Origin of the sequence: Roseovarius sp. (assembly GCF_018066915.1) — a bacterium.
In the GTDB taxonomy this organism is placed as follows: domain Bacteria; phylum Pseudomonadota; class Alphaproteobacteria; order Rhodobacterales; family Rhodobacteraceae; genus Roseovarius.
Map to the genome: position 1 here is coordinate 1 of NZ_JAGPVV010000218.1, position 18,180 is coordinate 18,180.

An 18,180-nucleotide genomic window follows, 5' to 3' on the forward strand; every position below is an offset into this window, starting at 1 on the left:
AGATCCGGCGCGCGCGCCGCTCAAGCTATGGGTCAGTTCGAGATTGCGCCGAGTTGCAGCGTCGATCTGCATCACGCGCGTCTCGTTTTCCCGAACGGGCGGGCGCAGCAGGGGCAATTTGCCCTTTTGCGTGATATCGAGCCAATCGACGATGGCCCCCATGGCGGCCATCTCGGGCCGGGTGAAGGCCCCGTAGGCGTCGAGCGTCTCGACGCCGTAGAGCTGGCAAAGCCGCCGGGCGCCGGCCGTGCTGTCAAAGGCGGCTTGCCCCAGCCCCGTGAGGGACGCGCCCGATTCAGAGACCAATTCACCCAAACTCGGGATATCGCCATCGGTCAGCAGCACCTCGCGGGGGGCGAGGCGGGCCAATTCGGGGCCAAGCCGCGCTGGCGTCAGCGGCATGACATGGAAGGCACCGGTGGAAATATCGACCCAAGCCAGCGCACCTTCGCCGCGCAGATTTGCAAAGCTGGCCAGGTAATTGTGACGGCGCGCGTCGAGCAGGCTTTCTTCGGTCAGGGTGCCGGGGGTGACGAGGCGCACCACCTCGCGCCGGACCACGGATTTGGCCCCGCGTTTCTTGGCCTCGGCGGGGTCCTCCATCTGTTCGCAGACCGCAACGCGAAAGCCTTTGCGAATGAGGGTCAAGAGATAGCCCTCGGCGGCATGGACGGGCACGCCGCACATGGGGATATCCTGATCGAGATGTTTGCCGCGTTTGGTGAGCGCGATATCCAGCGCCTCGGCAGCGGCGGCGGCATCGTCAAAGAAGAGTTCGTAGAAATCGCCCATGCGGTAGAAGAGCAGCGCTTGCGGGTACTGCGCCTTGATCTCGAGATATTGCGCCATCATCGGCGTTACGGTTGATCCCGTGGTGTTCACCTGCGTCCCCCTATTCCTCGGGTGACCTTACAAATCCATGCTGCGGGGTGAAAGACCAAAGCGCGATTGCGGGCGGGCGCGAGGGTGTTATCCTTGGACGAGTAAGATGAGTATTTGGGCCAAGAAGAAGCGGGCGGGATGATTTTCAATCTTGGGTCAATCAATGCCGATCACGTCTACCGCGTGGCGCATTTGCCGCGTGCGGGGGAAACCGTGGCGGCGCAGGGCTATGCGCGGTTACTGGGGGGCAAGGGGGCGAACCAGTCGATTGCCGGGGCGCGGGCCGGAGGGCAGGTGGTGCATATCGGCGCGGTGGGCGCGGATGGGGATTGGATGGTTGCCGCCTTGGCGGATGCGGGCGTGGATGTGCGGCACGTGCGTCAGGGGCCGGTCGTGTCGGGGCATGCGGTGGTCACGGTCGAGGAGGGCGGCGAGAATGCGATTGTGATCCATGCCGGGGCCAATCGGGCGCTGCGGTTGCAGGATGTTGAGGCGGCGTTGGCGGAGGCGGGGCCGGGCGATTGGCTCTTGATGCAGAACGAGACAAATTTGCACGTCGAGGCGGCGCGGATGGCGGAGGCCAAGGGGCTGCGCATTGCCTATTCTGCGGCGCCCTTTGATGTCGCGGCGGTGCGGGCGGTTTTGCCCCATGTCACGCTCTTGATGCTGAACGAGGGCGAGGCGGGGCAGATGGCGCGGGAGATGGGCGAGATTGCCGTGCCGATGCTCTGTGTCACGCGGGGGGCGCGGGGCGTGCTCTGGACCGAGGCGGGCGTGGGAGAAACAGTCACTATTCCAGCACCAAAGGTGGTTGCGGTCGATACAACCGGGGCCGGGGATACCTTTGCCGGGTATCTGGTCGCGGGGTTGGCGGCGGGGTTGGAGCCGCGTTCTGCGCTGCGCCGTGCGGTTTCCGCCGCCGCCATTTCGGTCACGCGCCCCGGTGCGTCGGGGGCGATTCCCATGGCGGCGGAGGTCGCGGCGTTTCTGGCTCAGGAGTGACCGGCGAAGGGCGCATCCTTGCCCCAAAGCTCTTTGACGCGCGCATCACGTCCGCAGGCGTCGCGGTAGAGTTTATAGGCGCTGGCCTTGGTCCGGGGGCCAAAGCGGGTGAGGATAATCTCGCTGCTCTTGTAATAGTCCTGATGATAGGCCTCGGCAGGATAAAAGCGCTGGGCGTTCAAGATCGGCGTCACGATCTGTTTGCCCAAGGCGGATTTTGCCTCGGCGATGGCGCTCTCGGCGATACGCTTTTCGGCCGCATCAGTGACGAAAATCGCGGTGCGGTAACTCTCGCCCCGGTCGCAGAATTGGCCGCCCGCGTCGGTCGGATCGACCGAGCGGAGGAAGAGGTGCAGGAGTTGCGCCCGCGTGACCTGCGTGGGGTCGAAGGTGATTTGCACCGCCTCGTAATGGCCGGTGCCGCCGGCAGTCACCTGTTTGTAGCTGGGGTTCTCGACGGTGCCGCCGGTAAATCCCGATTCGGCCGCAATCACGCCCCGGACCTGTTCAAAATCTGATTCGACACACCAGAAGCAGCCGCCTGCGACGATGAGCGTTTCCGTCTCTGCTGCATGCGCCCGGCCACCGTGGACGCAGAGGCCGATGAGGATCAGCGCGGCGAGCAGCGCCGCCTTGAGTTCGCGAAGATGTGTCAGCATGGTCTTTGCCCTCCTGCTTTGGTGGTCATCATGGCGCAAGTGGCGGGTGACGCCAAACGACGACGCTGTGATGTCACGCGCAGTTGAGCAATGTTTCGCTTTTTCTGCGCCAATCGGCGAAAGAAGGCTCAGCGCGGGGCAAGGTGCAGCGCCAGTTCGCGTGCGGGGCAGACACCCTTGAGCCCGCCGGGCACGTCGAGATCGGCAAGCTGGGTGATCTGGTAGTGGGGGGCGTAATGGGTGCGCACCTCTGCCGCCGTCACGGAAAAGGGCGGGCCTGCCATGATCGCGGGATCGTATTCGAAGGTCACGAGCAATTGCGGGGCGGTGCCAGTCAGCACCCGCATATGAGCGGTATAGCGTGCGCGCATGTCGTTGGGCAGGGCCACGAGAGCGGCGCGGTCATAGACCGCGTCTACCGGCCCGAGCAGATCGGGGGTGAGCGCGAAAATGTCGCCTGCGAAGATGGTGACACCGGGGGCGGCATAGGCGCGGAGCGGGCCATGCTCGGTGATGTCGGGTGTGACGCCCAGTTCCTTGAAAAGCTGACCCACGGCAATGTCGCTGAGTTCCGCGCCCGCCACCCGGTAACCTTGGGCCAAGAGCCAGGCGATATCGCGGGTCTTGCCACAGAGGGGCAGGAAAATCCGCGCGCCGGGATCAAGACCCAACGCGCCGATATGGGCCGAGAGCATGCGATTGACCGCGCCCTCGTGAAAGCCGATCTGCATGTTTTCCCAACGGGTATGCCAAAAATCGGCCTCCATGATGGTTAGCCCTTGAGCCTGCGGTTGCGGGCGGCGAGGAGTTTCAGGCGCAGCGCATTGAGCTGGATGAAGCCTGCGGCGTCTTTTTGATCATAGGCGCCGGCGTCATCCTCGAAGGTGACATGCGCCTCGGAATAGAGGCTGTGATCGGACCAGCGGCCAACACAGGACACCGAGCCTTTGTAGAGCTTGAGGCGCACGGTGCCGGTGACATGTTCCTGGCTTTTGTCGATGGCGGCCTGAAGCATATAGCGTTCGGGCGAGAACCAGAAGCCGTTATAGATCAGCTCGGCATAGCGCGGCATGAGCGAATCCTTGAGATGGCCTGAGCCGCTATCAAGGGTGATCTGTTCGATGCCGCGATGCGCCTCGAGCAGGATGGTGCCGCCCGGTGTTTCGTAGATGCCACGCGATTTCATTCCCACAAAGCGGTTTTCCACGAAATCGAGCCGCCCGATGCCATGTTTGCGGCCAAACTCGTTGAGATCGGTCAGGATCGTGGCGGGGCTGAGGGCGGCGCCATTGATGGCCACGGCATCGCCACGCTCGAAGCTGACTTCGATATATTCGGGCGTGTCGGGTGCATCCTCGGGGCTGACGGTGCGCTGATAGACGTAATCGGGGGCCATTTCGGCGGGGTCTTCGAGCACGCGGCCTTCTGATGAGGTGTGCAGCAGATTGGCATCGACCGAAAAGGGAGCCTCGCCACGCTTGTTCTTGGCGATCGGAATCTGGTTTTCCTCGGCGAAGGCGATGAGCTTGGTCCGACTGGTCAAATCCCAGAGCCGCCAGGGCGCGATCACCTTGATATCGGGGTTGAGCGCGTAGGCCGCAAGCTCGAACCGCACCTGATCGTTGCCCTTGCCGGTGGCGCCATGGGCCACGGCATCGGCGCCGGTCATGGCGGCAATCTCGACCAGACGTTTGGAGATCAGCGGGCGGGCGATGGAGGTGCCCAAGAGGTAGAGCCCTTCGTAGAGCGCATTGGCGCGGAACATCGGAAAGACGAAATCGCGCACGAATTCTTCGCGGACATCCTCGATATAGATATTCTCGGGCTTGATCCCCAGCAACTCGGCCTTTTGGCGCGCGGGGTCCAGTTCCTCGCCCTGACCGAGATCGGCGGTGAAGGTCACCACCTCGCAGCCATATTCGGTCTGGAGCCATTTCAGGATGATCGAGGTATCGAGGCCCCCGGAATAGGCCAGAACAACTTTTTTGGGCGCGGACATGTCATTCCCCTTGCGTCAAATCTGGCTGGCGGAGTAGCGGCTTTTGCGATGATGGGCAAGTGGACGCGGTTGACTGCGCCTCTGGTTGTGCTAGCCACATCAGGCAATTGTCAAAAGGTGCGATTATGGCGGCGTGGCGTATTTTCATCCATTCGGTGCAGATGATTTTCAACAACCTGCCGCAGGTGGTGCGCATTGTCTTGGTGCCGATGGGGATCGGGATTGCGGTGATCGCCCTGTTTGCGGTTCTGGGTGTCTCGATGGACGGGACGGATGCCGAGGGTGCGACGGGGGGACAGATCGCGGGGCTGATCCTCTTGGCGCTTGTCCTGATCGGTCTGGCGCTCTGGGTCATTGTGGCGTGGCACCGCTTTATCCTCTTGGCGGAATATCCCCGAGGCTGGGTGCCGATGCTGCGCACGGATCGCATGCTGTCTTATATCGGACATTCGCTCTGGCTTGGCCTTGTGATGATGGGCCTGATGTTGCCCCTCTTTCTGCTGGTTGGGGTTATTGGCGGGCTGGCCCCTCTGATTGTCACCATTGTGAGTGTCGTGGTGATTGTGGCGGCCAATGTGGTGTTCTTTCGGCTCTCGACGATGCTGCCTGCGGCGGCGATTGGACAGCCGCTTACGCTGAAAGAGGCGTGGACCGCGACCGAAGGCAGCAGCGTCACGATCCTGATCCTTGTTCTCATTCTGGGTGCGGCGCAATTCGCGCTGCAGCTTTTGCTGGGGCTGCTGCTCTTGGCGCCGGTGATCGGGGCCGTGTTGATGGTGCTGGGCACGGTGGTGTCGGGTCTGGTCAATATCAGCGTTCTGACCACGCTTTACGGCTATTATATCGAAAAGCGCGCGCTCTGAGCCTTGTCAGGGGGGCACGATTGCGGCACTGAGGCGGGCATGACCGAGTTTCAGGAAAATGCCCGCGCCGCAGAGGCCGCGATGCGCGCCGTGTTCGAGCCGACACCGCTCCAACGCAATGATCACCTGTCCGAGCGCTATGGCGCCGAGATCCTGCTCAAGCGCGAGGATCTGAGCCCGGTGCGCTCCTACAAGCTGCGCGGGGCGTTCAATGCGATGCGCAAGGTGCTGGCGGCGCGGCCGGAAACCGCGACATTTGTCTGTGCCAGTGCGGGCAATCACGCGCAGGGCGTGGCCTATATGTGCCGGCACTTTGGTGTCAAGGGCGTGATTTTCATGCCGGTGACGACGCCGCAACAAAAGATTGGCAAGACCGAGAAATTTGGCGGCGATGCGGTGGCGATCCGGCTGACGGGCGACTATTTCGACGACACGCTGGCGGCGGCGCAGGCCTATTGTGCGCAGGTGGGTGGGCATTTCCTGTCGCCCTTCGATGATGAGGATGTGATCGAGGGTCAGGCCAGCGTTGCGGTCGAGATCGAGGCACAGTTGGGCGGGATGCCCGATCACCTCATTTTGCCGGTGGGCGGTGGCGGGCTCTCGGCGGGCGTGCGTAGCTATGTTGGCGCGCGCGTGGCGCTGACGCTGGTGGAACCGGCGGGGGGCGCGTGCCTGGGTGCGGCGCTGGCGGCGGGGGCGCCTGTGCGCTTGCGGCATGTGAACACCTTTGCCGATGGGGCGGCGGTGGCGCAGATCGGCGCGCGCACATTCGCGCGGCTGGCGGATCTTGATCCTGCGCAGGCGATGGTGATCGAAGAGGACCGGCTCTGCACCACCATGCTGGAAATGCTGAATATCGAGGGGATCGTGCTCGAGCCTGCAGGGGCGCTGGCGGTCGATGCGCTTAAGGATATGGCAGAGGCGATCCGGGGCAAGACGGTGGTGTGTGTTACCTCGGGCGGGAATTTCGATTTCGAGCGGTTGCCCGAGGTCAAGGAGCGGGCGCAGCGGTTTTCGGGTGTGAAAAAGTATTTCATCCTGCGGATGCCGCAGCGGCCCGGCGCGCTGCGCGAGTTTCTGGAGATTTTGGGACCAGAGGACGATATCGCCCGGTTCGAATATCTCAAGAAATCGGCGCGCAACTTTGGCTCTGTGCTGATCGGGATCGAGACGACGCGGCCCGAGAATTTTGCGCCGATCCTGACGCGGCTGGATGCGGCGGGTTTCGAGTATCGTGACATCACGCGGGATGAGGTGTTGGCAGAGTTCCTGATCTGAGGGTCAGGCGGCGATGACCTGTGCCAGACCGGCGATGAATTCGGATTTCGAGCGCGTGTAGCACTCGAGCACAGCGTCGAGGTCGATGCCCGCATGCTGGCCGGTGGCGGCGGCGCGTTCGCCCCGGTGGCACAGATCGGCAAAGGCGGCAAAGCCGAGATTGAGCGCGCTGCCCTTGAGGAAATGCAACAGCGCCTCGAGGTTTGCGCCGGCATCCGGCAGGCGCAGTTTCCCGATCTCGGTATCCACCTCGTCAAGAAAAAGCTCTACCACCTCGGCAAAGGCGTCAGCCCCGATTTCATCGCGCAGGTCCTGCACGCGGCCCCAGTCGATCATCATCTACCCTCCGATACCTGCACCCAAGATTGGGCGCAAAGGGCTGATAAAGGGTTAAGCCGCGCCGAAAAGCCGTGCGAATTTTAACATTCACCTCCTGTTAAATCCTGCGGGCCTAGGAAAGGGGGCGGACAGTGCAAAGGTGGCCCGAGTGCGATCACGAGTGGAACAGGCGGCAGAGGCGGATGCAGGCGGCGGGGTGATCCAGCGCGTTCTGGTGGTGGATGACAGCCGATTGCAGCGGCGGATTCTGACCGCCTCGTTGCAGCGCTGGGGATTCGAGGTGCAAGAGGCGGATTCGGGCGAGGAGGCGCTGCGGCTCTGTCGGGATCATCCGCCCGATCTGGTGATGAGCGACTGGATGATGCCGGGGCTGAGCGGGCTTGAATTCTGTCGGCGATTCAGAGAGATGCCGCGTGAGAGCTATGGCTATTTCATCCTCCTGACCTCGAAGAGCGACAAGGATGAGGTGGCGCTGGGCCTTGATGCCGGGGCGGATGATTTTCTGACCAAGCCGGTCAATGCCGCCGAATTGCGGGCGCGGATTTCGGCGGGGGCGCGTATCCTGCGGATGCAGCGCGAGCTGACCGAAAAGAACAGGCTGATCAAATCGACGCTGGATGAATTGCAGACGCTCTATGATTCGCTCGACAGCGATCTGATCGAGGCGAAGAAGCTGCAACAATCGCTGGTGAGCGAGCGCTATCGCGATTTTGGCGCGGCAGAGGTGTCCTTGATGTTGCAATCGGCAGGGCACGTGGGCGGCGATCTGGTGGGGATGTTTCCGATTGGGGCCACGCGCATCGGACTCTATGGCATTGACGTGTCAGGGCATGGGATCAGTTCGGCGCTGATGACGGCGCGGTTGGCGGGGTATCTGTCGGCCTCTGTGCCCGAGCAGAACCTCGCCCTACGCAAGACGCGCGATGGTCGGTTCGTGGCGCGCCCGCCCGCGCAGGCGATTGCGATGCTGAATCGGTTGATCATGTCAGAGATGGAGACCGAGCATTATTTCACCCTCGTGCTGGCCGATGTCGATCTGGAAACCGGGCGGGTGATCCTGTCTCAGGCGGGGCATCCGCATCCGGCGTTGCAGCGGGCCGATGGCACGGTGGAATTTGTTGGCGCGGGCGGCTTGCCGGTGGGCCTTATTGACGGGGCCGAGTTTGAGCAATTCGAGGTGCAGATGGGGCCGGGCGACCGGCTCTTGATCCATTCCGACGGGGTGATCGAGTGTGCGGGCCAATCCGGCGCGCTGTTGCAGGAGGAGGGGCTGGCCGCGATCCTGCGCGATCTGCGGCAAACGCGTGGCATGGCGCTGCTCGAATCGCTGATCTGGAAACTGTCGGAATTTGCCGGGGATGCCGAGTTTACCGATGATATTTCCGGTGTTCTGCTCGAATTCAAAGGCAGCGGATTTCCCGGCTGACGAAATGCCGGTCCCCGGCATTGCCCAGCTCCTGCGCCGCCTGATCGGGTGTGATCCAGACCGCGCGATGACCCGGCTCGCTGGGGGGGCCCAGCCGCCGAACCGGATGGGCGCGGTAGATGATGCAGAGCTTTTCCGCCCAGAACCCGTATTCCGGCATATAGGTAAAGCGGCGAAACGCGCCCAACCGCCGGGGCCGGGCGATGAGCCAGCCGGTTTCCTCGAATACCTCGCGATAGAGCGCCTGCACCGGTGATTCGCCGGGATCAATGCCACCGCCGGGCAATTGCAGCTCTCGCAGCGGTTCCGCCTGATGGGTCACGAGCAGCCGGCCGCGATGCGGCAGGATGGCGTAGGCGCCGGGGCGCAGGCGATAGGCCACTTCGGGCCGCGGGCTATCTCCGAATCGTCTGATCATCTGGCACCTCTCTTGGGGTTGGCTTGTCCTGACGGTACAGGCGCGATATGCCAAGTCGAGACCCAAAGGAAAGCCCATGACACTTGGACAGAAAATCGCTTGGGATGATACGATCCTGCCCTTTCAGCTTGACCGCGCCGATATTCGCGGGCGGGTCGTGCGCCTTGATGGGGTGCTGGACGGGATTCTGAAACAGCATGATTATCCACCGCAGGTCGAGGCGTTGATCGCGGAAATGGCTCTTTTGACCGCCTTGATCGGCCAGACGATCAAGCTGCGGTGGAAGCTGTCGTTGCAGGTGCAAACGCGCGGCGCGGTGCGGATGATCGCCACCGATTACTATGGCCCGACCGAGCCGGGAGAGCCTGCGCGCATGCGCGCCTATGCCAGTTTTGACCGGGAGCGGCTGACGCATGCGCGCCCGTTCGATCAGCTGGGCGGCGGATATTTCGCGGTCATGCTGGATCAGGGACAGGGCACGACGCCTTATCAAGGGATCACGCCCATCGCCGGTGAGGCGCTGCGCCACTGTGCCGAGGCGTATTTTGCCCAGTCCGAGCAATTGCCGACGCGCTTTGCGCTGAGTTTCGGGAAGTCCACCGAAGCGGGGGGCGTGGAGCATTGGCGCGCGGGCGGTGTCATGCTGCAACATATGCCCAAGGCTTCGCCCTTTGCCAATGATGGCGGGTCGGGCGATGGTGGGCTGCTGCAGGCCGAGGATATTCTGGAAGGCGACGATGCCGAGAACTGGACTCGTGCCAATGTCCTGCTCGATACGGTCGAGGATCTGGAGCTGATCGGGCCATCGGTCGCGCCGACGGATCTGTTGGTCCGGCTGTTTCACGAAGAGGGGCCGCGGGTTTTCGACATGCAGGCGGTGCGGTTTGGCTGCACCTGTTCGGAGGAGCGGGTGCGCAACAGCCTGTCGATTTATTCGGCGCGCGATATCGCGACCATGACGACGCAAGAGGGGCTTGTGACCGCCGATTGCCAGTTTTGCGGGGCGCATTACCGGCTTGACCCGGCGACGGTCGGGTTCGAGGCCAAGGATGACGGGGCCGGGGGCGGTGACTGATCCGCTTGATCGGGTGCTGGGCGCGCTGCGGGCCGCGCGGACGCCCTCGTCGGATTATGATCTCAATCCCGGTGTTGTCCTGCCCGAGGGGCGCAAATTGCGGGCGGCGGCGGTTTTGGTGCCGGTGCGCGAGGGGCGTGTGATTTTGACGAAGCGATCGTCAAAGCTCCGGCATCATCCGGGGCAGATTGCCTTTCCGGGGGGCAAGCAGGATGCGGGCGATCCTGACATCACCACCACGGCGCTGCGCGAAGCGGAGGAGGAAATCGGGCTCGACCGGCGCAGCGTTGAGGTGCTGGGGTTTCTGCCTCGGCATGAGACTGTGACCGGGTTTGACGTGACGCCGGTTCTGGCGCGGGTTCATGGGGCGTTTCAGCCCCGTGCCGAGCAGGGCGAGGTCGATGAGGTGTTCGATGTGCCGCTGGCGCATGTGCTCGAGTTGGGCCGATACAGGGTCGAAAAGCGGCGCTGGCGCGGGGACTGGCGGCGCTATTATGCGGTCCCCTATGGCCCCTATTACATCTGGGGGGCCACGGCGCGCATTTTGCGTAATCTGGCGGATCTGGCGGGGCCGGAATGAAGGTTTCCGGCGCATGGATCGAGTCTAGGGCGACCCAAGCGGTCTGTGCGATGCTGACCGAGGGCGGGTATCAGGCGTTCTTTGTCGGCGGGTGCGTGCGCAATGCGCTCTTGGGCATGCCGGTGGGGGACGTGGATATCGCCACCGATGCGCGGCCCGACGTGGTGATGAAACTGGCCACGGCGGCGGGGCTGAAGCCGGTGCCGACGGGCATCGAGCATGGCACGATTACAGTGGTTTCGAGCCATATCGGGCATGAGGTGACGACGTTTCGCGAGGATGTGCAGACATTCGGTCGGCATGCGGTGGTGGCCTTTGGCACGGATATCGGCACCGATGCGCGGCGGCGGGATTTTACCATGAATGCGCTTTATGCCCGGCCTGACGGCAGCGTGGTCGATCCTCTGGGGGGGCTGGAAGACCTGCGCGCGCGGCGGGTGCGATTCATCGAGGATGCGGAGCAGAGGATTCGCGAGGATTACCTGCGAATCCTGCGGTTTTTCCGGTTTCACGCCTGGTATGGCGATCCCGAAGGCGGGCTCGATGCAGAAGGGCTGGCGGCGGCTGCGGGCAATGTCGACGGGTTGGCGCGCCTCTCGCGTGAGCGGGTGGGGGCGGAAATGCGCAAGCTCTTGGCGGCACCTGATCCGGCCCCTTCGGTTGCGGCGATGCAGGCGGCGGGGGTGTTGCACGGGGTTTTACCGGGCAGTGATGCGCGGGGTTTGACCCTGCTGGTGCATTTGGAATCAGAGACAAACACGGCCCCGGACGCAATTTTGCGGCTGGCTGCATTGGGTGGTGACGCGGTGGCAGAGCGGTTGCGCCTGTCGCGGGCAGAGGCGCGGCGGCTGGATCTTTTGCGCGCGGCGGCGGCGGAAACGACGCAGGCGGCGGAATTGGGGTATCGCCACGGGGCCGAGGACGGCCGGGCGGTTCTATTGCTGCGCGCGGCGCTGTTGGAGATGCCGTGGCGTGCCCGCGATGCCGAAGATTTGGCCCAAGGGGCCGAGGCGCGGTTTCCGGTGACGGCAGCGGACCTTATGCCGGAGTATTCCGGCCAAGAGCTGGGCGCGCGGTTGCAGGAATTGGAGCAGGCTTGGATCGCGTCGGGATTTACGCTGACGCGCGATGACCTCCTCTGAGCGGGCTTTCATGGCGCGGCGATGCGAGTTAAAGGCGCAGGCATGAGCGAGCATGACATCATACGGTTGGGGCATCAGGGCGACGGCATTGCCGAGGGGCCGGTTTACGCGCCCATAACCCTGCCCGGCGAGCGGGTTTCGGGCGCGCTGAACGGGAATACCCTGACCGATGTTCGGATCATCACGCCATCCTCGGACCGGGTGAGCGCGCCCTGTCGGCATTTTCGGACCTGCGGCGGCTGTCAGGTGCAACATGCCTCTGACGGATTTGTCGCCGGCTGGAAAGTGGAGGTGGTGCGTGCGGCGCTGACGGCGCATGGCATCACGGCAGAGTTTCTGCCGATCCACGTCTCGCCGCCGCGATCCCGGCGGCGGGCGTCCTTTGCTGCGAAACGCACGAAAAAGGGCGCAATGGCCGGGTTTTATGCCCGTGGCAGCGACGTGATCATCGAGGTGCCGGACTGTCATTTGCTGCATCCCGAGGTGATGCGCGGGCTGACTGTGGCCTCTGATCTGGCCGAGGTGGGGACCAGCCGCAAGGCGGCGCTGGCGGTCAGCGTCACGCGGTCCCTCGTAGGGTTGGATGTGGCGGTGGCCGAGGGCAAGCCGCTGGATGGGCCGCTGCGGATTGCCCTGGCGGCGCTGGCCGAGCGGCATGATCTGGCGCGGCTGGCCTGGGGCGACGAGGTGGTTGTGACACGGCGCGCGCCGGTGCAGGCGTTTGGCGCGGCGCGGGTGGTGCCGCCGCCGGGCGCGTTTTTGCAAGCGACGCCCGAGGGCGAGGCCGCACTTTTGGCGGAAACAGAGACTATTCTGGCGGGGGCGCGGCGAATTGTCGATCTCTTTGCCGGGTGCGGCACCTTTGCGCTGCCGCTGGCGCAGCGGGCACAAGTGCACGCGGTCGAAGGTGAGGCGGCGATGCTGGAGACGCTCGATACCGGGCGGCGCGGCATTGCGGGGCTGCATCCGCTGAGCACCGAGGCGCGGGATCTCTTTCGTCGACCGCTCTTGCCTGATGAGTTGGCGCGGTTCGATTCGGCGGTGATTGATCCGCCGCGCGCCGGGGCTGAGGCGCAGATTGCGGAAATCGCGCGTTCGGGCCTGCCCCGGCTAGCCTATGTATCCTGTAACCCGGTGACATTTGCCCGCGACGCCAAGCTGTTGATCGCGGCGGGTTATGCGATGGGGCCGGTGCGCGTTGTGGATCAATTCCGCTGGTCGGCGCATGTGGAATTGGTGGCCGGATTCACGCTGAACAAGGCGTGATCCTGACAAATCCCTCTACCAAGACGCCCCTGTTTTGAGGTATTAGAATCGCGAGCAGTGAGCGGATAAAAACAATGATATCTAACAGACGGTTCGTATTGCTGGCGGGGCTGAGCGCCCTAGCCGCATGTAGCAGGCAGGATTCAAAATTCCGCACCTATCGTGGCCCCGAGGTCACTCGGGTGATCGTGAACAAGGGCGAGCGTGAGATGTTTCTCTTGCATCACAATCGCCTGCTTGAGCGATACAAGGTTGATCTTGGCTTTGCGCCGCAGGGTCACAAGCAGTTCGAGGGGGATGGGCGCACGCCGGAGGGCGAGTATCACATCGACCGGCGCAATCCCAATAGCTCGTTCCACCTGTCGCTGGGCATCTCTTATCCCAACGAGGCGGATATCGCCTATGCCAAGGCTCTTGGCAAATCGCCGGGGGGCGACATTTTCATCCATGGCGAGCCCAATGCGCTGGCCTTTCTCAGCCCGGATTGGACGGCGGGCTGTATCTCGGTCAAGAATCGCGAGATGGAGGATGTCTATGCCATGGTCCGCGACGGGACGCCGATCACGATAACTGCGTGATCAGGTCCCGAGAATCATCGTCCACCAGATCTTGCCGCCGGGTTCCTGAAGCCAGGAAAAGCCCATCTTGCGCGCCTCGGGAGCGAGAATCACGCGGCGCGTGCCCTCTTCTTCCATCCAGGCGGCGAGGGTCTGAAGCTCTGTCTCGTAGGTTTCCGAGATGGTTTCGCCCACGAGCGTGCCGGAATAGCCAACCCGACGCACCCGGTCGAGCGGCGAGGAGCCATCCGAGCCAAAGTGCCATGGGCGGTTTTGCACCGACATATCGCGCGAATGGGTCGCGGCGGCGGCGGTGAGGGCCGAATCGAGGGTGAGGGGCGGCTGACCGGCGGCTTGACGCAGGGAATTGACCGAATCGAGCATGCGGAACTGCACCTCAGAGGTCTGGCCTGCTGATATTCGGTAGACACGCGGCAGCGGCTTGCCATCCGAGCCTACTTGCGGTGGGGGCGGTGCGGCGCAGGCCGAAAGAGCCAAAAGAGCCGAGACCAGCAGGATGTAGAGACGCGCCATGATGCAGAACCACCCGAATATTGTTTCGATATCTGCTTTAGCCCGGCTTGCGTTGCGATTCAAACCCACATGCGCAGAACATTGCACGCTGTGACTTTCTTGATTTGCGAGTGAAGGTTTGGCACCTTATATGTGCTGGATCATCGGCTTGGCTGACTGGAGTTTCTCACATGACCCATGACTCTCGGATTTCGTGGAACAGACGCGCGTTTCTGACCGGAGCGGCGGCCTTGATGGGGGCACCGGCGCTGGCGCAGAGCGTGGATGGCGCGGACACCGTCGAGATGGAGCGCGGCTTGGAGGAAACGGTGCGGCGTAACATCTCCGGCTTCCGGATGCTGGATTGGCGCCCCTATTTCTCGAACCTGAACAACGGAGCGATTCTGGTCGATATTGATTCGCGCGCGGTGCATTTCTGGAGCGCGGATCAGTCGGTCTACAAGCTCTACCCATCCTCTGTGCCATTGACCGAGGATCTGACGCGGCGCGGGCGCACCTCTGTGGTGCAGAAGGTCGAGGGGCCGAGCTGGCGGCCGACGCCGTCGATGCTCAAGCGCAATCCGGAATGGCCGGCCTTTGTGCCGCCGGGGCCGGATAACCCGCTGGGCACCCACGCGCTTTACCTGAGTTGGACCTATTATCGCATCCATGGCACCCATGACACGCGCAAAATCGGGCGGCGGTCTTCGAATGGCTGTGTGGGTCTTTACAATGAGCATATCGCGGAATTGTTCTCTTTGACCAAGGTTGGCACGCAGGTGTTGCTAATTTGACGAAAAATTGGCGATTTGTGGTTAGGCGGACCCAAGATATAATTGCAATCGCTCTGGATTGCTGATTAGAAAAACTTACGAGGTTAAGTCTTGGGTGCTTGGAGTCGCATATTGCGGCGTCATGCCAATATCTGGAGGATAATCATGAAGAAACTCGTTCTCGCTGCTGCCCTGAGCGCCGCCGCTTCGACCGCTTTCGCAGGCAACCTGTCGGAGCCCGTCATGGAGGCACCGGTGGTTGTTGAAGAAACCGCCGCAAGCTCGTCCGCCGCAGGCGTTTGGGTTCCGCTGGTTCTGCTGGCAATCGTCGCAGCTGTTATCGCTGCTGACTAAGTCCGGCAACGGCACCAACAGAAAAGGCAGTGGGAAACCACTGCCTTTTTTTGTGCGTGCCGAGGTGTGAGTCAGTCAAGCCAGCCCTTGAGATTGTTTTCGACGATGGACGACAGCGCCGTGATATGGGCGTCATCGTCGTTGAGGCAGGGGATATAGGTAAAGTCTTCGCCGCCTGCTTCTTCAAAGCTCTCGCGGATTTCCTCGTTGATCTCTTCCAGCGTTTCGATGCAATCGGCGGAAAAGGCGGGGGCCATCACGGCGATGCGTTTCTTCCCGTCTTCGCGAGCCAGACGCGCGACCTCGTCCACGGTATAAGGCTTGAGCCATTCTTCGGGGCCAAAGACCGACTGGAAGGTGGTGGTGATTTCGGTATCGGCCCAGCCCAGCCGCTCCTTGAGCAGACGGGTCGTTTTCTGGCACTGGCAATGATAGGGATCGCCCTGCATCAGATAGCGTTTCGGCATCCCGTGATAGGACACGACAAGGATTTCAGGCCGCTTTTCGACAGCCGCATAGGCACGCTCGACCGATTGCGCGAGCGCCTCGATATAGAGCGGGTTCTGGAAATAGGGTTCGACCACGCGCGCGATGGGCTGCCATGTCTCGTCCATCAGGGCACGAAAGAACTGGTCATTCGCGGTGGCCGAGGTGGCCCCGGCGTAATGCGGATAGAGCGGGAAAAAGAGGATGCGGGTGCAGCCCGCCTCGACCATCTGGCGCACCTTGGATTTGGTTGAAGGATTGCCATAGCGCATGCAGAAATCGACCATCACCTGATCGCCATAGCGGGCCTGCATCGCGGCGGCCATCTTGGTGGTCTGGTCGCGGGTGATGGTCATCAGGGGGCTTTCGCCCTTGTCCTCATTCCAGATGGATTTATAGGCGTGCCCGCTGGTAAAGGGCCGTTTGGTCAGGATGATGAGCTGCAAGAGTGGTTGCCACTTCCACGGGCTATAGTCGATCACCCGGCGGTCTGACAGAAACTCGTTGAGATAGCGGCGCATCGGCCAATAGGTGTAGTGATCCGGCGTCCCGAGATTGGCCAAGAGCACGCCGGTTTTCGCGCGCGGCACCTTGGGGTGATCGGCGGCAGCATGTTCGGGGCGGGCGGCATCATGGCTGGCATCAAGCATGGCTTGGTCATTCCTGTGAGTTCCGGGACAGAGGTCACATATAGGCTGTGCCCGAAAGGTCAATCTTTGAGCGGGCTTTCCACCGCGCCCAGAGCATCGGCAAGCCGCGCGCTGGCTGATCCGGGGCGCAGCGGCTGGGGCTGGCTGGCGTCGGGGGACCAGCCGGTGAGGAAGATCATCTCGAACGTGGCGGGGACACGCCCGTCGTCGGTGCCAAAGGTTTGGGCATATATGTCGCAGGCGCGGCGAAGCAGGCGGGGCCGGGTCAGGGCGCGGGGGCGCGCCGCCATGGCGTTGGATTCGCCCATGGCGCGCAGGTCGCGCATGAGAGCCAGAGGATCGGCATAGCTGGTGCGGAGCGGCAGAGTGTCGGCAACCGGCAGGGTGAGGCCCGCGCGCTGCATCAAACCGCCCAGATCGCGGATTTCGGCCATGGGAAGGACACGGGGCGAGAGGCCGCCGCTGATCTCTGCCTCGGCCTGCGCCAATGCGCTGCGCAATTCATGAAGCGTGCCGCCTCCAAAGAGGGCCGCAAGCAAGAGACCATCGGGGCGCAGCGCGCGGCGGGCCTGAATGAGTTGGCCCACGGGATCGTTGGCCCAATGCAGGCAGAGCGCGTGAACGACGAGATCGTGCGCGCCCGGCTCGAGCGTCAGCACCTCGTCATCCGCAACAATGCGCGCCTCAGGCAGGCGGGATTGCCAGAATTGTGGAAAACCCGTCACCACGGCGGGCGCGGTAAAGGATTTGTTAACCAGGCTCAGGCGATCTTCGACCTCATCTGCGGCGATTTCATGCAGGAAGAGGGCCGGCGCGCGCAGGGCGCGCTGGCGATTGCGACTGAGGGCGGCGCGGTCGGTGAGGGGCGTTTGGGTCATGGGGCAAGAATAGAGTGCTGAGAGCGGCTTTTCAAACGACGGTTCGCATGGTCTATCCGGCGCGTTGCACGCTCTGTGGCGCGGTGGTGGACAGCGATTTTGGCCTCTGTGGCCCGTGCTGGCGCGATACGCCGTTCATCTCCGGGCTGGTTTGCGACACCTGTGGCGTGCCCCTGCCCGGTGAGGCGCATGATGGGGCGGAGCATTGCGACGAGTGTTTGCGCATGGCGCGGCCTTGGTCGCAGGGGCGCGCGGCAATGCGCTATCATGATAACGGGCGCAAGTTGATCCTGATGCTCAAGCATGGCGACCGGCATGACGTGGTGCGCCCGGCGGCGAAATGGATGGCGCGGGCGGCGCAACCCTTGTTGCGGCCCGATACGCTCATTGCGCCCATTCCGCTGCATTGGGGGCGGATGCTGTCGCGGCGGTTCAATCAATCGGCGCTCTTGGCGCAGGCCTTGGCGCGTGAGACCGGATTGCCCTGTTGTCCTGACCTCTTGACGCGGCAGAAGCGCACGCAGAGCCTGAAGGGGATGAGTGTCGAGGCGCGCCACGCCATGCTGATGGATGCGATTCGGGTCACGCCCCGGCACAGGGGTCTGATTGCCGGGCGCCCCATTCTGATCGTTGATGATGTGATGACCTCGGGTGCCACGCTCTCGGTGGCGGCGCAGGCATGTTTTTCGGCGGGTAGCGGGGATGTGAGCGTTGTGACACTGGCGCGCGCCGCAAAGGATGCCTAAGTTCGCGCCAGTGCGAACCGGGGACCCCAATCATGAAGCCAGTCGAAATCTATACATCGCCGCTCTGCGGATTTTGCCATTCGGCCAAGCGCCTGTTGCAGAAAAAGGGCGTCAACTTTTCGGAAATCAACGTGCTGGCCCAGCCTGCGCGCAAAACCGAGATGATGAAGCGCGCCAATGGCCGCCACACGGTGCCGCAGATTTTCATCGGCACCACCCATGTGGGCGGCTGTGACGACCTCTATGCGCTGGAACAGGCGGGCAAGCTTGACGCGCTGTTGCGCGGGTGATGGC

General features: G+C 63.0%; 21 protein-coding genes and 1 pseudogene. 13 read left to right on the forward strand and 9 right to left on the reverse strand.

The annotated features are described in order from the left end of the window. Window positions 1-852, reverse strand: a pseudogene (locus KBT70_RS12075) (DNA mismatch repair protein MutS); the annotation flags it as partial. Window positions 853-1,020: 168 nt separating this feature from the next. On the opposite strand from KBT70_RS12075, the gene KBT70_RS12080 reads away from it, so the two are divergent. Beyond that, window positions 1,021-1,884, forward strand: coding sequence for a ribokinase (locus KBT70_RS12080; protein ID WP_296633512.1), 864 nt, complete (start codon window positions 1,021-1,023; stop codon window positions 1,882-1,884). Here the strand turns inward: KBT70_RS12080 and msrA are convergent. The 3 genes from msrA to KBT70_RS12095 form a co-directional block, all read right to left on the reverse strand. Beyond that, window positions 1,875-2,543: a peptide-methionine (S)-S-oxide reductase MsrA gene (gene msrA, locus KBT70_RS12085; RefSeq protein WP_296633515.1), complete on the reverse strand. Its 669-nt coding sequence runs from the start codon at window positions 2,541-2,543 to the stop codon at window positions 1,875-1,877. The genes KBT70_RS12080 and msrA overlap by 10 nt on opposite strands. A 128-nt stretch (window positions 2,544-2,671) precedes the next feature. After that, entirely contained in the window at window positions 2,672-3,310 is a 639-nt protein-coding gene (tmpT, locus tag KBT70_RS12090; RefSeq protein ID WP_296633518.1) for a thiopurine S-methyltransferase, read from the reverse strand. Between the two features lie 5 nt (window positions 3,311-3,315). Then, entirely contained in the window at window positions 3,316-4,542 is a 1,227-nt protein-coding gene (locus KBT70_RS12095) for an argininosuccinate synthase (RefSeq protein WP_296633520.1), read from the reverse strand. A gap of 125 nt (window positions 4,543-4,667) precedes the next feature. Here KBT70_RS12095 and KBT70_RS12100 point away from each other — a divergent pair, with 125 nt between their 5' ends. Together KBT70_RS12100 and ilvA are read left to right on the forward strand one after the other, a co-directional pair. Next, window positions 4,668-5,405 (forward strand): threonine dehydratase, encoded by a 738-nt coding sequence (locus KBT70_RS12100; protein ID WP_296633522.1) that lies wholly within the window; start codon window positions 4,668-4,670, stop codon window positions 5,403-5,405. Window positions 5,406-5,444: 39 nt separating this feature from the next. Next, complete coding sequence (gene ilvA, locus KBT70_RS12105; RefSeq protein WP_296633524.1) at window positions 5,445-6,683, forward strand: threonine ammonia-lyase IlvA; 1,239 nt, start codon at window positions 5,445-5,447, stop codon at window positions 6,681-6,683. Between the two features lie 3 nt (window positions 6,684-6,686). On the opposite strand, the gene KBT70_RS12110 is transcribed toward ilvA, so the two are convergent. Next, window positions 6,687-7,022: an Hpt domain-containing protein gene (locus KBT70_RS12110; protein ID WP_296633527.1), complete on the reverse strand. Its 336-nt coding sequence runs from the start codon at window positions 7,020-7,022 to the stop codon at window positions 6,687-6,689. Window positions 7,023-7,170: 148 nt separating this feature from the next. On the opposite strand from KBT70_RS12110, the gene KBT70_RS12115 reads away from it, so the two are divergent. Beyond that, window positions 7,171-8,448, forward strand: coding sequence for a SpoIIE family protein phosphatase (locus tag KBT70_RS12115; protein WP_296633530.1), 1,278 nt, complete (start codon window positions 7,171-7,173; stop codon window positions 8,446-8,448). Here KBT70_RS12115 and KBT70_RS12120 read toward each other — a convergent pair. After that, window positions 8,423-8,866 (reverse strand): NUDIX hydrolase, encoded by a 444-nt coding sequence (locus KBT70_RS12120; protein ID WP_296633533.1) that lies wholly within the window; start codon window positions 8,864-8,866, stop codon window positions 8,423-8,425. The two genes, KBT70_RS12115 and KBT70_RS12120, sit on opposite strands and share 26 nt — an antisense overlap. Before the next feature lie 76 nt (window positions 8,867-8,942). On the opposite strand from KBT70_RS12120, the gene KBT70_RS12125 reads away from it, so the two are divergent. From KBT70_RS12125 to KBT70_RS12145, 5 genes are all read left to right on the forward strand, one after another. Beyond that, window positions 8,943-9,941, forward strand: coding sequence for an Hsp33 family molecular chaperone HslO (locus tag KBT70_RS12125; protein WP_296633535.1), 999 nt, complete (start codon window positions 8,943-8,945; stop codon window positions 9,939-9,941). Continuing rightward, complete coding sequence (locus tag KBT70_RS12130) at window positions 9,916-10,521, forward strand: CoA pyrophosphatase (RefSeq protein WP_296633537.1); 606 nt, start codon at window positions 9,916-9,918, stop codon at window positions 10,519-10,521. Before KBT70_RS12125 ends, KBT70_RS12130 begins: the two co-directional genes overlap by 26 nt. Continuing rightward, complete coding sequence (locus KBT70_RS12135; protein ID WP_296633540.1) at window positions 10,518-11,663, forward strand: CCA tRNA nucleotidyltransferase; 1,146 nt, start codon at window positions 10,518-10,520, stop codon at window positions 11,661-11,663. Before KBT70_RS12130 ends, KBT70_RS12135 begins: the two co-directional genes overlap by 4 nt. 42 nt (window positions 11,664-11,705) lie before the next feature. Beyond that, window positions 11,706-12,929 (forward strand): class I SAM-dependent RNA methyltransferase, encoded by a 1,224-nt coding sequence (locus tag KBT70_RS12140; RefSeq protein WP_296633542.1) that lies wholly within the window; start codon window positions 11,706-11,708, stop codon window positions 12,927-12,929. Window positions 12,930-13,003: 74 nt separating this feature from the next. Further along, the gene (locus KBT70_RS12145) at window positions 13,004-13,507 is read left to right on the forward strand and encodes a L,D-transpeptidase family protein (RefSeq protein ID WP_296633544.1); all 504 of its coding nucleotides are present in this window, start codon (window positions 13,004-13,006) and stop codon (window positions 13,505-13,507) included. On the opposite strand, the gene KBT70_RS12150 is transcribed toward KBT70_RS12145, so the two are convergent. Continuing rightward, the gene (locus KBT70_RS12150; RefSeq protein ID WP_296633546.1) at window positions 13,508-14,020 is read right to left on the reverse strand and encodes a CAP domain-containing protein; all 513 of its coding nucleotides are present in this window, start codon (window positions 14,018-14,020) and stop codon (window positions 13,508-13,510) included. Window positions 14,021-14,190: 170 nt separating this feature from the next. On the opposite strand from KBT70_RS12150, the gene KBT70_RS12155 reads away from it, so the two are divergent. Further along, the gene (locus KBT70_RS12155) at window positions 14,191-14,793 is read left to right on the forward strand and encodes a L,D-transpeptidase (RefSeq protein ID WP_296633548.1); all 603 of its coding nucleotides are present in this window, start codon (window positions 14,191-14,193) and stop codon (window positions 14,791-14,793) included. Window positions 14,794-14,937: 144 nt separating this feature from the next. After that, on the forward strand, window positions 14,938-15,126 hold the full coding sequence (locus KBT70_RS12160; RefSeq protein WP_296633550.1) for a hypothetical protein: 189 nt from the start codon (window positions 14,938-14,940) through the stop codon (window positions 15,124-15,126). A gap of 71 nt (window positions 15,127-15,197) precedes the next feature. Here KBT70_RS12160 and hemH read toward each other — a convergent pair whose 3' ends face one another. After that, a complete protein-coding gene (gene hemH / locus KBT70_RS12165) occupies window positions 15,198-16,262 on the reverse strand; it encodes a ferrochelatase (protein ID WP_296633552.1) in 1,065 nt (354 codons plus the stop codon). A 59-nt stretch (window positions 16,263-16,321) separates the two neighbouring features. Further along, window positions 16,322-17,140 (reverse strand): methyltransferase domain-containing protein, encoded by an 819-nt coding sequence (locus tag KBT70_RS12170; RefSeq protein ID WP_296633554.1) that lies wholly within the window; start codon window positions 17,138-17,140, stop codon window positions 16,322-16,324. A 47-nt stretch (window positions 17,141-17,187) separates the two neighbouring features. Between KBT70_RS12170 and KBT70_RS12175 the strand changes: the two genes are divergently transcribed. Both KBT70_RS12175 and grxC read left to right on the forward strand, forming a co-directional pair. Then, window positions 17,188-17,886 (forward strand): ComF family protein, encoded by a 699-nt coding sequence (locus KBT70_RS12175; protein WP_296633557.1) that lies wholly within the window; start codon window positions 17,188-17,190, stop codon window positions 17,884-17,886. Between the two features lie 32 nt (window positions 17,887-17,918). Further along, the gene (grxC, locus tag KBT70_RS12180) at window positions 17,919-18,176 is read left to right on the forward strand and encodes a glutaredoxin 3 (protein ID WP_296633560.1); all 258 of its coding nucleotides are present in this window, start codon (window positions 17,919-17,921) and stop codon (window positions 18,174-18,176) included. The last annotated feature ends 4 nt before the right edge of the window (window positions 18,177-18,180 follow it).